The 13127-nt window shown below is 65.5% G+C and carries 10 protein-coding genes; 8 read left to right on the top strand and 2 right to left on the bottom strand.

The features are described from left to right. The first annotated feature begins 197 nt into the window (after nt 1–197). The 8 genes from JHD73_RS08320 (at nt 198) to JHD73_RS08285 (ending at nt 11308) form a co-directional block, all read left to right on the top strand. Nucleotides 198–977 (top strand): enoyl-CoA hydratase/isomerase family protein, encoded by a 780-nt coding sequence (locus tag JHD73_RS08320; protein ID WP_199029640.1) that lies wholly within the window; start codon nt 198–200, stop codon nt 975–977. Nucleotide 978: 1 nt separating this feature from the next. Beyond that, nucleotides 979–2751 (top strand): acyclic terpene utilization AtuA family protein, encoded by a 1773-nt coding sequence (locus JHD73_RS08315; protein ID WP_199029638.1) that lies wholly within the window; start codon nt 979–981, stop codon nt 2749–2751. A 14-nt stretch (nt 2752–2765) separates the two neighbouring features. Beyond that, a complete protein-coding gene (locus JHD73_RS08310; protein ID WP_199029636.1) occupies nt 2766–3920 on the top strand; it encodes an acyl-CoA dehydrogenase family protein in 1155 nt (384 codons plus the stop codon). 12 nt (nt 3921–3932) lie between these two features. After that, entirely contained in the window at nt 3933–4826 is an 894-nt protein-coding gene (locus tag JHD73_RS08305) for an SDR family oxidoreductase (RefSeq protein ID WP_199029634.1), read from the top strand. Continuing rightward, nucleotides 4813–6432 (top strand): acyl-CoA carboxylase subunit beta, encoded by a 1620-nt coding sequence (locus tag JHD73_RS08300; RefSeq protein ID WP_199029632.1) that lies wholly within the window; start codon nt 4813–4815, stop codon nt 6430–6432. The genes JHD73_RS08305 and JHD73_RS08300 overlap by 14 nt, the downstream gene beginning before the upstream one ends. Before the next feature lie 64 nt (nt 6433–6496). After that, nucleotides 6497–7654, top strand: a complete 1158-nt coding sequence (locus JHD73_RS08295) for an acyl-CoA dehydrogenase family protein (protein ID WP_199029630.1) — start codon at nt 6497–6499, stop codon at nt 7652–7654. Between the two features lie 3 nt (nt 7655–7657). Then, nucleotides 7658–9652: a biotin carboxylase N-terminal domain-containing protein gene (locus JHD73_RS08290; protein WP_199029628.1), complete on the top strand. Its 1995-nt coding sequence runs from the start codon at nt 7658–7660 to the stop codon at nt 9650–9652. Nucleotides 9653–9721: 69 nt separating this feature from the next. Beyond that, a complete protein-coding gene (locus tag JHD73_RS08285; RefSeq protein ID WP_199029626.1) occupies nt 9722–11308 on the top strand; it encodes an AMP-binding protein in 1587 nt (528 codons plus the stop codon). Between the two features lie 121 nt (nt 11309–11429). Here JHD73_RS08285 and JHD73_RS08280 read toward each other — a convergent pair whose 3' ends face one another. Together JHD73_RS08280 and JHD73_RS08275 are read right to left on the bottom strand one after the other, a co-directional pair. Continuing rightward, the gene (locus JHD73_RS08280) at nt 11430–12095 is read right to left on the bottom strand and encodes a TetR/AcrR family transcriptional regulator (protein WP_199029624.1); all 666 of its coding nucleotides are present in this window, start codon (nt 12093–12095) and stop codon (nt 11430–11432) included. 70 nt (nt 12096–12165) lie between these two features. Further along, on the bottom strand, nt 12166–13119 hold the full coding sequence (locus tag JHD73_RS08275; RefSeq protein ID WP_199029621.1) for an MBL fold metallo-hydrolase: 954 nt from the start codon (nt 13117–13119) through the stop codon (nt 12166–12168). Nucleotides 13120–13127: the final 8 nt, after the last annotated feature.

Here is a 13127-nt window from a genome sequence, read left to right as displayed (position 1 = left end):
GAGTCAACGCAGAATCTGTTGATTTCCTTATCGGAGGAGGAAAACCTCCGATAAATCAACGTGTTATGTGCCACTGGCCGTGGGGTGCGGCAAAACGCTGCAGGTTTTGTGTTTGAAGACTTCCATTTATTCAAGCAGATGATTTATTATTATCGGGCAGGCTGTCCAACCGAATCTCTCTTGAAGGTGAGCATCGCGTGAGCACGGACCCCGAACTCCTCATCGAACAGCGCGGCCAGGCGCTGTGGTTGACCATTCAGCGCGAAGACCGCCGTAACGCGATCAACGGCGCGGTGCTCGAAGCACTGACGGCGGCGCTGGCCGATGCCAGTCGCAACACCGCTGTGCGCGCCGTGGTGCTGACCGGCGCCGGCACGCGGGCGTTCTGTGCCGGGGCCGATCTGCAGAGCGGCCAATCTTTCCGTTTCGACTACGCCCAACCGCACCAGGGCCTGGCTGATCTGTTCCGCCAGGCGCGCCGCTGCACGGTGCCGCTGATCGCACGAGTGAACGGCGCGTGCATGGCCGGCGGCATGGGCTTGCTGGCGATGTGCGACATGGCCGTGGCCAGCCGCAGCGCCGTGTTTGGGTTGCCCGAGGTGAAGGTGGGGCTGTTTCCCGCGCAAGTGCTGGCCGTGCTGCAGCATCAGTTACCGCGTCGCGTGCTCAACGAGATGTGCCTGACCGGCGAGCCGATGAGCGCAGACCGTGCGCTGGCCGCCGGGCTCGTCAACGAAGTGGCTGAGCCCGAAGCGCTCGATGCCGCCATCGATGCGCTGCTCGCGCGGCTGCTCGACAAATCGCCCTCGGCCATCCGGCGTGGGCTGTACACGCTCAAGCAGGTCGAGCATTTGAGCTTCGAGCAGGCAATGGCCTTTACGGAAAGCCAGATCGGTTTGTTCGCGTTGACCGAAGACGCGCAGGAGGGGCAGGCCGCCTTTCGCGAGAAGCGCGCCCCCAACTGGACGGGCCGCTGATATGCGCAAAGACACGATTTCCATTGGCGGCGCTAGCGGGTTCTGGGGCGACAGCGTGACCGGGCCGATACAGTTGGTGGCCTCGGGTCGTATCGACTTTCTCGTTTTCGATTACCTGGCCGAGCTGACCATGTCGCTGCTGGCCAGCGCGCGCATGAAGAACCCTGAACTGGGCTACGCCACCGACTTCGTCAGCGTGGCGATGCGTGCAGTGCTCAAGGATGCGCTGGCGCAGAACATCCGCATCATCGCCAACGCGGGCGGCGTGAACTCGCGCGGTTGCGCTGCCGCGCTGCAGGCCTTTGCCGACGAACTGGGTGTGAGCGTGCGCATTGCCGTGGTGGAAGGTGACGACGTCATGCCGCTGCTACCCGTGCTGCGTGATGAAGGTGTGCGCGAGCTGCAAAGCGCCCGCCCGCTACCGGACAGGGTGGTCAGCGCCAATGCGTACCTGGGTGCGCTGCCGATCAAGGCGGCGCTTGATGCGGGTGCGCAAGTCGTGATCACCGGCCGATGCGTGGACAGCGCGGTCACGCTCGGCGCGTTGATGCACACCTTCGATTGGCGCGCGGATGACTACGACCGCCTCGCGGCCGGCAGCCTTGCGGGGCACATCCTCGAATGCGGTTGTCAGGGCGCGGGCGGTTTGCATACCGACTGGGAAGCCGTGCCGGACTGGGCGCACAGCGGCTACCCCATCGTCGAGTGTCGCGCCGATGGTGGCTTCATCGTCACCAAGCCGGAGGGCACAGGTGGATTGGTGACGCCCGCCACGGTGGGCGAACAGTTGCTCTATGAAATCGGCGATCCGGCACGCTATGTGTTGCCCGATGTCGTGTGCGATTTCACGCGGGTGACGATGACGCAGGCGAGTGAGCATTGCGTGGAAGTGCGCGGCGCACGCGGTTTCGCGCCCACACCGGACTACAAAGTGAGCGCCACGTATGCCGACGGCTATCGCGCCACCGGACAACTCACCGTGGTTGGCGTCGATGCAGACCGCAAAGCGCACCGCACGGCGGAAGCGATTCTGGAGCGCACGCGCGGGCTCTTCCGCAAGCTCGGCCTGCCGGACTACAGCGCCACGCACATCGAAACATTGGGCTCGGCGTATCTGTTCGGGCCGCATCAGCCGAGTGCGCCGCGCTTTGAATCGGTGATGTGGTTGGCGGTGGCGCATCCGAGCAAGCCGGCGCTCGAACTGTTTGCGCGTGAGATTGCACCGGCCGGCACATCCTGGGCACCCGGCACGACAGGCGCGGGCGGGCGGCCGAGCATCGTGCCCGCCGTCAAGCAATACGCTTTCCTGATCGACAAGGCCCGCGTGCAGCCGCGCGTGACCTTGCTGGGCGGCGAGAGCTTCGATGTGGCCGTGCCGACAGGCGGCGTGCCGTTGGAAGCCTCAACCGCTGCGACGATGGCGGATGCGCTGCCGTCTGGTCCAACACGTGAGGTCCCGCTCATCGCACTCGCCTATGCACGCAGCGGCGACAAGGGCGACACGTCCAACATCGGCGTCATCGCACGCCGGCCGGAAGACCTGCCGCTGCTGCGCGCACAGCTGACCGAAGATGCCGTCGCCGCCTACCTCGCGCATGTCGTGCGTGGCCGCGTGACGCGCTACGACCTGCCCGGTATCCATGCGCTCAACTTCGTCTGCGAGCAGGCGCTGGGCGGTGGTGGCATGGCTTCGCTGCGCAACGACCCGCTGGGCAAAGGCATGGCGCAGGTGCTGTTGACGATGCCGGTGCGCGTGCCGGTCAATCACCCATAACCGACGAGGCGACCATGGTTGCAGGCCTGCTGACGTCCGTGCGCTTCAATGCCGAGCACGACACCTTTCGCGAAACCGTGCGCCGCTTTGTCGACAAGGCGGTGCTGCCGCACATCGATGCCTGGGAAGAGGCGGAAACCTTCCCGCGTGCGCTGTATCGCGAAGCGGCCGATATTGGTCTGCTAGGCATCGGCTTTCCCGAGGAATACGGCGGTACGCCCGGCGATTTGTTTCTCGAGCTCGCGATGATTGAGGAGCTGACGCGCGCGGCCAGCGGTGGTCTGCTCGCGTCACTGTTCAGCCACACCATCGGGGCGCCGCCCATTGTGGCGGGCGGCTCTGCAGAATTGAAAGCGCGCGTGCTGCCGGACATTCTTTCGGGCGAGAAGATCAGCGCGCTGGCCATCACCGAGCCCTCGGGCGGGTCGGACGTCGCCAACCTCACCACGCGCGCGGTGCGTGATGGCGATCACTACATCGTCAACGGCAGCAAGATCTTCATCACCTCCGGCATGCGCGCCGACTACCTGACCGTGGCGGTGCGCACGGGCGGGTCAGGCGCGGGCGGCATCTCCGTGCTGCTGTTGGGTGGCGACACGCCGGGCCTGTCGCGCACGCCGCTCAAGAAGATGGGCTGGTGGTGCTCTGACACGGCACAGCTGCATTTCGACAACTGCCGCGTGCCCGTGGGCAATCTGCTTGGCTTAGAGAACCGTGGCTTTGAGTTGGTGATGCGCAATTTCAACCACGAGCGCCTTGCGCTGGCCATGCAGGCCTACGGGCTGGCGCGCACATGCCTGGCGGAAGCGGTGGAATGGGCCAGCCAGCGTGAGACCTTTGGCAAGCGCCTCGTGCAGCATCAAGTGGCGCGGCAGAAGCTGGTGGCGATGGCCACGCGCATCGAAGCCACACGCGCGCTGCTCGAAGACCTGATGCGCCGCATGCAGGCGGGCGATTCACCGGTCGCACAACTGTGCATGCTGAAGAACTTCGCCACGCAGAGCCTGCAGTTCTGTGCGGACACGGCGGTGCAACTGCTCGGCGGCATGGGCTTCATGCGCGGCACCAAGTCGGAGCGCATTTATCGCGAAGTGAAGGTCTACATGATCGGCGGCGGCGCGGAGGAGGTCCTGAGCGATCTCGCCGCCCGTCAGCTCGGTTGGGTTTGAGGAGGCAGAACCATGTATCGCTCAGTCTTTCGACCGGGGCTGTTCCTCGGGCAGGTCGCTGTCGTGACCGGCGGCGGCAGCGGCATCGGCCGGTGTACCGCGCATGAGCTGGCATCGCTCGGCGCGGCGGTGGCGCTGGTGGGGCGCAGTGCGGAAAAGCTCGCTGCCGTGCGCACGGAGATTGTTGAAGCCGGCGGCACCGCGCACGCCTACGTCTGCAACATCCGCGACGAGGCTGCCGTGCAGGCGACGATCGCGCAGATCATTGGCGAGCACGGCCGCATCGATGCGCTGGTCAACAACGCGGGCGGGCAGTTCCCGTCACCGCTCAAGGATATCTCCGTCAAAGGGTGGGAGGCTGTCGTACAGACCAACCTGACCGGCGGTTTCCTGATGGCGCGCGAGTGCCTGAACCAGGCGATGCAGCAACTCGGTGGCGCCATCGTCAACATCGTCGCCGACATGTGGGGCGGCATGCCGAACATGGGGCACTCCGGTGCGGCGCGCGCGGGCATGATCAACTTGACGGAGACGGCCGCGTTCGAGTGGGCGCAGTACGGCGTACGCGTGAACGCGGTGGCGCCGGGTTACGTGGCGTCGTCGGGCATGGACGCGTATCCGCCGTGGATGGCCGAGACCATCCGCAGCATGCCGAGTACTGTGCCCGCCGGGCGCTTTGCCACCGAGGCGGAGGTGTCGTCGGCCATCGTCTACCTGTTGTCGGAAGCGGCGGCGTTCATCACGGGCACCACGCTGCGCGTGGACGGCGGACGCCCCAACGTGCGGCCCGGCTCGCCCATGCCGGCACCGCGTCATGGCGCCGTGCCCTTCAACGGCTTCCACCTGGCGGTGACGCCCAAGGTGCTGCAGGACAAAGCCCAGGAGGACAGCAATGCCGGTGCTTGAATCGCGCATCGTCCCGCAAAGCGACGCGTACCGGCAGAACCACGCCGCGCTCTCGGAACTCGTCGGCCAACTGCGCTCGCTGGAGAACCGCACGCGCGACAAGTCCGAAGCCTCGCGCGCGCGCTTCGAGCAGCGCGGGCAACTGCTGCCGCGTGACCGGCTCGGCCGTCTGCTCGATGCCGGTGCGCCGTTTCTGGAGCTGTCTTCGCTGGCTGGCTTCTGCCTGGACCACGCAGACCCGGTGCGCTCGATTCCCGGCGGCGGCTTCATCGCCGGCATCGGTTGGGTGAGCGGCGTGCGCGCGATGATCATCGTGGACGACGCGGGCATCGACGCCGGTGCCGTGCAGCCGATGGGCATCGAGAAGTTCCAGCGCGCGCAGGCCATCGCGCTGGAACAGAAGCTGCCGTTCATCCACCTGGTCGAGTCGGCCGGCGCCAACCTGCTGACCTATCGCGTGGAGACCTTCATCCACGGCGGCAGCGGCTTCTACTGGCTCGCAAGGCTGTCGGCGGCGGGAATTCCCGTGATCAGTGTGGTGCATGGGTCGAGCACGGCGGGTGGCGCCTACATGCCGGGTCTGTCGGACTACGTGGTGATGGTGCGGGATCGCGCGCGTGCTTTCCTCGCGGGCCCGCCGTTGCTGAAAGCGGCTACCGGCGAGGTCGCCACCGAAGAAGAGCTGGGCGGCGCAGAGATGCATGCCACGACCTCGGGCCTCGCTGAATATTTGGCCGAAGACGATGCCGATGCGCTGCGCATCGCACGCGAACTCGTGGCTGCGCTGGATTGGAACCGCGATGTGCCAGCAGTCGATCGGCCCTACGCGCCGCCGCGTTTCGATGCGGACGAACTGCTGGGCATTGCGCTCACCGATCACCGCAAGCCGCTCGACATGCGCGAGGTGATTGCGCGTATTGCCGATGGCTCGGATTTCCTTGAGTTCAAGCCAGACTATGGCCCGGCGACCCTTACGGGGCACGCCGCCGTCTGCGGCATGCACGTTGGCATCATCACGAACAACGGGCCACTGGACCCGGCGGGTGCCACGAAGGTCGTCCACTTCATACAGGCGTGCTGTCAGTCCGATACGCCGCTGCTGTATCTGCAAAACACCACCGGCTTCATCGTCGGCAAGCAGTCCGAGCAGGCGGGCATGATCAAGCACGGCTCGAAGATGATCCAGGCGATGGCCAACGCCACCGTGCCGCGCATCACCGTGCATTGCGGTGCGTCGTTCGGGGCGGGCAACTATGGCATGTCAGGGCGTGGCTTCTTCCCGGATTTCTGCTTCAGCTGGCCCAATGCCAAGACTGCCGTGATGGGCGCCGAGCAGGCAGCCGGCACGATGGCGACGGTCATGGCCGCAAGCATGCAGCGCAAGACGCAGACCGTCGACCACGAAGCCATCGAGGCCATGCGCGCCAAGGTGATCGACACCTTCGAGCGGCAATCCGGTGCGTTCACCGTGTCGGGCCGTCTACTGGATGACGGCGTGATCGACCCGCGCGATACGCGCAAGGTGCTGGCCAGCGTGCTGGCCGTCTGCGACGAGGCGCGCAGGCGCGCGCTGCACCCCATTCAGTTTGGCGTTGCACGACCGTAGCGCCATCCATCCGAATCGCAGTCACGAACACACGAACAGCCCAAGGCCACCGGAGCGAGACACCATGCACTTCACCCACGAACATCAGGAACTGCAGCGCAACCTCAAACGCTTCATCGACAGCGACATCAACCCGCACGTGGATGAATGGGAGGCGGCCGAGATGTTCCCCGCCAAGGCGCTCTTCAAGAAGATGGGCGAACTGGGCTTTCTCGGCATCGCCAAGCCGACGGAGTTCGGCGGCCTGGGCCTGGATTATTCGTATGCGATGGCGATGGCGGAGACGCTCGGCCACATCCACTGCGGCGGCGTGCCGATGGCGATTGGCGTGCAGACCGACATGGCGACACCCGCACTCGCGCGCTTCGGTTCGGACGAGTTGCGCGCACAGTTTCTCGCCCCCGCCATCAGCGGCGATGCGGTGGCGTGCGTGGGCGTATCGGAGCCGAGCGCCGGTTCCGACGTGGCTGGCATCAAGACCACCGCGCGCAAGGACGGCGATGACTACATCATCAACGGCAGCAAGATGTGGATCACCAACAGCCTGCAGGCCGACTGGATGTGCCTGTTGGCCAATACGTCGGATGATCCAGCCCACCGCAACAAGTCGCTCATCATCGTGCCGATGAACACGAAGGGCGTGTCGGTCGGCAAGAAGATCCGCAAGATCGGCATGAACTCGTCGGACACGGGCCTCATCTACTTTGACGACGTGCGTGTGCCGCAGCGCTACCGCATTGGCGAAGAGGGCAAGGGCTTCATGTACCAGATGCTGCAGTTTCAGGAAGAGCGCATGTGGGCCGCCGCCAGCAGCCTGGCAACGATGACGATGTGCATCGAGTCGACCGTTGACTACGCGCGCGAGCGCAAACTGTTCGGTGCCAACCTGCTCGACAACCAGTGGGTGCACTTCAAGCTGGCCGAACTCAAGACCGAGGTGGAGGCCCTGCGCGCGCTCACGTACCGCGCGTGCGATCTCTACATCAACGGGCAGGATGTGACGGAGCTGGCCTCGATGGCCAAGCTCAAGGCCGGGCGCCTGGCGCGCATCGTGCCCGATGCCTGCCTGCAGTTCTGGGGGGGCATGGGCTTCACGTGGGACAACCCGGTCTCGCGCTACTACCGTGACGGGCGCCTGGGCTCCATCGGCGGCGGTGCGGACGAGGTGATGCTCGGCATCATCTGCAAATACATGAACACGCTGCCGGGCAAGAAGGGCTGAGCGATGGGCACGCCGCACGCTGCTTTTCGCACGGTCCTGATCGCCAACCGGGGCGAGATCGCGCTGCGCATCCAACGCACCGCGCAGCGCCTCGGTATGCGTACCGTTGCCGTGTATTCCGAGGCCGACCGCGATGCGCCGCATTGCCGCGCGGCGGACCTTGCCTTGCCGATTGGCGCATCGCAACCGCAGGCGTCGTACCTGAACATCGCCGCATTGCTGGAGGCGGCGCGCATGTCCGGCGCCGAAGCGGTGCACCCCGGCTACGGTTTTCTCGCCGAAAGCGATGCCTTTGCTACGGCGTGCGCGGAAGCAGGCCTCGTCTTCATCGGCCCACCCGCGGATGCCATCCTTGCGATGGGCAACAAGGCTGGCGCCAAGCGCTTGATGGAAGCTGCTGGCGTGCCATGCGTGCCTGGCTACCAAGGCGAAGACCAGTCCGATGCGCGCATGTCCCAGGAGGCGGACCGCATCGGCTATCCGGTCATGATCAAGGCCGCTGCCGGCGGTGGCGGACGCGGCATGCGGCGTGTGGATCGGGCAGAAGATTTCGCCGCAGCATTACAGTCTGCGCGCTCCGAAGCGGAGAACGCCTTTGCGTCCGGCGAGCTGATTCTCGAAAAGGCGATCGTCGAACCGCGGCATATCGAGATCCAAGTCTTTGCCGATGCGCATGGCAACGTCGTCTACCTGGGTGAGCGTGATTGCTCGGTGCAGCGCCGGCACCAGAAGCTGATTGAGGAATCGCCGTCACCTGCTGTGTCACCGGAGCTGCGCGCGCGCATGGGCGCCGTGTCGGTGGCTGCAGCGCGTGCCATCGGCTACGTGGGCGCGGGTACGCTGGAATTCCTGCTCGCCCCGGATGGCGCGTTCTACTTCATGGAGATGAACACGCGCCTGCAGGTCGAGCACGCCGTGACAGAGGCGGTGGTTGGTGTCGATCTGGTCGAGTGGCAGTTGCGCGTGGCGCTGGGCGAACCGTTGCCGCTCACGCAAGACGAGATTGATGTGCGCCGCACGCAGGGCGGCCACGCCATCGAGGTGCGCCTGTGTGCGGAAGACCCGCAGCAGAACTTCCTGCCGCAAAGCGGCACCGTCGCCCGCTGGCGTGCGCCACGAGAGGTGCGCACTGACCATGCGCTGACCGATGGTCTGGTCGTTTCGCCGTACTACGACTCGATGCTCGCCAAGATCGTTGCACACGGCACCGACCGCGCAGATGCATGTCGGCGGCTGGCGCGTGCGTTGGACGATTGCTTGCTGCTCGGCTTGCCGACCAACCGCGCGTTTCTGCGTCAATGCGTGACGCATCCGGCGTTCCTCGCTGGCGACGTCTCTACCGCGTTCATCGACCGGCATTTTCCAGCGGCGATGCGTCAAGCGGCCGTACCCGATGCAGCGGTCTGCCAGGCGGCAGCCGTGCTGCTCACGCACTTGTGCAAGGACACCACGCGTCGCTATCCCGCCGAGTTGCAAGGCTGGGCCAGCAGCCGCACGTATCCCACGCTGTGCCGCGTCACGCTCGACGGTGAAGCCATCGAAATGCGCGTGCGTGCGCTTGCCGCGCAACGCTGGGAGGTGAGTTGGGACGGTGGCATCGCGCAAGCGGAGATTGTGTCCCAAGCCGATGGCCGCATGACGCTTGCTCTGGGCGAGAGGCTGTATCCGCTCGAATACGCCATCACCGGAACCACGTGCCACTTCGTGATGGATGGCGTGGAGCACACCGCCATCGACACCACCTATGCCAAGGCCGAGCGCAACGGCGCGCAGGCCGGTAGCGGCCGCATCAGCGCACCGATGAATGGCCGCGTCGTCGCCGTCCACGTGGCTGAGGGCGAAGCCGTCTGCGCCGGCCAGGTGCTGCTGGTGGTCGAGGCCATGAAGATGGAGCACAGCATTGCCGCGCCGCTTGCCGGCGAGGTGAAGGGCCTGTTCACCCAGGTCGGCGCGCAGGTGGCGCCGGGCGGGTTGCTGATGGAGATTGCCGCGGCCTGAGGGCTGCATCGTCGTTGTTGTCATCCATCGTTTCGTCGTGCAGTTCATGCGGTCCACAGGAGACGTCCCATGTCCGAAGCCACGCCAGACACCACGCTTGAAGCCAATCTGTTGAACCGGGTGGCGCTGGGCGATACGTTGCATCGCAGTGCTCGCAAGTTCGGCGCGAAGGTCGCGCTGGTGGACGGCCCGCGCCGCATGACCCATGCCGAGCTCAATGCGGACAGCAATCGCTACGCCCATCACCTGCTGGCCAGCGGTCTCAAGCCCGGTGACAAGGTCGCCATGCTTTGCGGCAACTCGGCGCAGTTCCTGGTGGCGGCCTACGGCATCCTCAAGGCGGGGCTGGTGTGGGTGCCCATCAACGCGATGCTTGGGCCGGACGATGTGCGCTACATCCTTGAGCATGCCGAGGCGCGGCACGTGGTGATCGATGCCGCGCTGTACCCGGTGCTGCGTCAAACGCTGGCAGCGCTAGGGCTACCCGCACACCAGTGCTTTGGCGAACCGGTTGCCGGCGGCCCGCAAACTGTCGAGCAGGCGCTGCAAGGCCACGCCGACACGCTGCCCGCCGTGGTGATCGACGACCGCGATCTCGCGCTCATCATGTACACCAGCGGCACCACAGGCCGGCCCAAGGGAGCGATGCACTCGCACCGCTCCGTGCACGCGGCGCTGATGTCCAACATCGCTGGCCTGAACCTGAACGAGAAAGACGTGTTCTCGTGCATCCTGCCGATGTTCCATTGCGCGCAGTTCTCGACGGCGGCGTCGGCGATGACGGTGGGCGCCACGCTCGTCATCCAGCGTGGCTTTGATCCGACTGCGCTGCTCGACGCGATTGCCAACGAACGCATCACACAGCTGTTCGGCCTGCCGCTCATGTACGCCGCGTTGCTGCACCATCCGCTGCGCGCGCAGCGCGATCTCTCCAGCCTGCGCCTGTGTCTGTACGCGATGGCGCCGATGGCCAAGCCGTTGCTTGAACGCCTGATTGCCGAGGTGTGCCCGAACTTTGCACTCGGCTCCGGGCAGACGGAAATCTTCCCGATGACGATGTACTTCGCGCCCGACCAGCAACTGCGGCGCACCGGCAACTACTGGGGCCAGCCCTGCATGGTCAACGAGGCGGCGGTGATGGACGACCAGGGCAATCTGCTCGGCCCCGGCCAGTTGGGCGAGATCGTGCATCGCGGCCCCAACGTTATGCTCGGCTACTACAAGGACCCGCAGGCCACCGCCAACGCACGCCGCTTCGGCTGGCACCACACGGGCGACCTCGGCATGTGGGACGCCGACGGCCAGCTCCAGTTCAAGGACCGTATCAAGGACATGATCAAGACCGGCGGCGAGAATGTGCCGTCGCTCAAGGTGGAAGAGGTGCTGCTGCGACATCCGGCTGTCGCCAATGCAGCAGTGGTTGGACTGCCGCACGCGCATTGGATCGAGGCCGTGGCGGCTTTCGTCTGCCTCAAGCCCGAGGCACAGGCCGATGCGGCGGCGTTGCAGGCGCACTGCCGCGAGCATCTTGGTGCATTTGAGGTTCCCAAGCACATCGCCGTGGTCGACAAGCTGCCCATGACAGCCACCGGCAAGATCCAGAAGCACGTGCTGCGCAGCGCCAATCAGATGCTGTTCGAGAGCGATGCCCGTTAACGGCGACTAAGAGCCGCTAACAAAACCCTCCTGGCGTCGTTACGCCTCCTTGCCGTACTTCTTGTACTGTCTGCGTCGGCGCGCCTAGCCAGGACCGCTACGCTGGGTTTTGTTAGCGGCTCTAAGCCGCCGGCTCGGGCGGCGTGCGCAGGATGAAGCGCACCGCCTGATCCGCCAGTGCATCGATGCTGATGCCCGCGCCGGCCTGGTACCACTGCGCCGTCCAGTTGAGCGCGCCGAACATCAGCAGGCGGTCCACCGGCGTTGGTTGCGCCCATTCGCCTGACGCATGCAGGCGGTCAATGACGCGGTTCCAGATGCCCTCATAGCGATCCTTGAGCGCGATGATGCGTTCCTGCGCCTGCGCATCGAGCGAACGCCACTCATACAGCATCACCGGGATGAAGTCCTGATTGGGCGCCAGGATGGTGTAGAGGTGCGCGCGCACCAACTGGCGCATGGCCTCGCGTGGCGCCAGGCCATCGATATCGATGGCCTCGATGTCGGCCAGTGCCACCGTCAGGCCGTGCTCGATCACGGCCTGCAGGATGTCCTGCTTGCTCTTGAAGTGGTAGAACCAGCTACCCGCATGCACGCCTGTTGCGGCGGCAATGTCGCGCACCGTGGTGTTGCCATAGCCCTTCTCGCGGAACAGCCTGGCCGATTGCTCGATCAGTGCGCGGCGCAGGCCTTCGTTGGCATCCTGTGCAGGGCGGCCGCGCTTGCGGCGCGGTGCATCGGTTTGCGTGGTGGATTCGGGCGGGGTGGGTGTGGCGGGTTTTGGCATGCCCTGGCGAAGAGAAGAGGCTTCGCTGCATTGTAGCGGCCGACCGGTCAGTCAGGCACCGCGCGGCGCGTCAATCGCGGTTGAGGATGCGGCCGTCTTCAACCGTGGCAGCGTCTGCCTTGACCAGGGCAGCAATGGCCGCGTCCAGCAACACCGTCATCGATTGGTTGGCGAAGAAGCGCGCCTGCAAGCGCGGCATCAGGCTGGTCTGCGTGAACCAGGCGAGCAGCGCATCGTGCGTCAGTGCTTGCTGCTCCAGCAGCTTGAATTTCACCAGCACACGAATGGCGTGCAAAGCGTTGCGCTCGGGGTCCGCACGCAGATACGCAAGCCGCCCAAGTGACACCTCAATGGCGGCGCTGACGTCGGTGAACGGTCGGCCATGTCCCGGAATCACCACGCGCGCATCGAGTTGTGCGATGCGTTCGAGGATGGCCTGCTGTTCCGCAAAGCCACTCTCACCCTCCAGCTCGGGAAAGATGATGCCGAAACCGCGTTCCCACAGCGCATCGGCCGAGAGCAGCACGCGCGACTCCGGGCTGTAGAGGATGACGGCGTTGGGATCATGTCCCGGCGCGCTGATGACCTGCCAGTCGAAGCCGCCCAGGTGCACGGTCATGCCGTCGGCCAGGCCCGCATCGGCATCGCTGTCGGGCAGCGTGAAGCGGGCGCACTCCTGGCCGGTGGGGCCATAGCTGAGGGCGTCGGTGTCCCAGCGGCGCACATCGTCGACCTGTGCGGCGGGTACGCGGGTGTGGCAGCTGTAGTGCGCTTGCAGCGCCGCGTTGCCGCCGCAGTGATCGGAGTGCAGGTGCGTGTTCAGCAGACGGCGCAGCGGCTTGCCTTGCAGCGCGTGCTGGACCAGCGCCACGGTCTGCGGCGCATGCGTTAGATAGCCGGAGTCGACCAGTGCACAGCCGCCGTGCGCGTCGTCATCGAAGAAGAGGATGTTGTTGGACGACAGCCAGCCGCGCTCGAACACGCGCATCGAATTGGGGAGAGTGATGATGTCGTGTTCGGCCATGTTGGTGT

Origin of the sequence: Ralstonia sp. ASV6 (genome assembly GCF_016429285.1) — a bacterium.
Classification (GTDB): domain Bacteria; phylum Pseudomonadota; class Gammaproteobacteria; order Burkholderiales; family Burkholderiaceae; genus Ralstonia; species Ralstonia flaminis.
Note: the sequence above shows the minus strand (reverse complement) of the source record. Positions and strands in the feature narration are given on the sequence as shown.

What these genes read in the sequence shown, in the direction of transcription:
- JHD73_RS08300 (WP_199029632.1), top strand. Translation starts at nt 4,813, where the DNA reads ATGCCGGTGCTTGAATCGCGCATCGTCCCGCAAAGCGACGCGTACCGG.
- JHD73_RS08290 (WP_199029628.1), top strand. Translation starts at nt 7,658, where the DNA reads ATGGGCACGCCGCACGCTGCTTTTCGCACGGTCCTGATCGCCAACCGG.
- JHD73_RS08310 (WP_199029636.1), top strand. Translation starts at nt 2,766, where the DNA reads ATGGTTGCAGGCCTGCTGACGTCCGTGCGCTTCAATGCCGAGCACGAC.
- JHD73_RS08280 (WP_199029624.1), bottom strand. Translation starts at nt 12,095, where the DNA reads ATGCCAAAACCCGCCACACCCACCCCGCCCGAATCCACCACGCAAACC.
- JHD73_RS08275 (WP_199029621.1), bottom strand. Translation starts at nt 13,119, where the DNA reads ATGGCCGAACACGACATCATCACTCTCCCCAATTCGATGCGCGTGTTC.
- JHD73_RS08295 (WP_199029630.1), top strand. Translation starts at nt 6,497, where the DNA reads ATGCACTTCACCCACGAACATCAGGAACTGCAGCGCAACCTCAAACGC.
- JHD73_RS08305 (WP_199029634.1), top strand. Translation starts at nt 3,933, where the DNA reads ATGTATCGCTCAGTCTTTCGACCGGGGCTGTTCCTCGGGCAGGTCGCT.
- JHD73_RS08285 (WP_199029626.1), top strand. Translation starts at nt 9,722, where the DNA reads ATGTCCGAAGCCACGCCAGACACCACGCTTGAAGCCAATCTGTTGAAC.
- JHD73_RS08315 (WP_199029638.1), top strand. Translation starts at nt 979, where the DNA reads ATGCGCAAAGACACGATTTCCATTGGCGGCGCTAGCGGGTTCTGGGGC.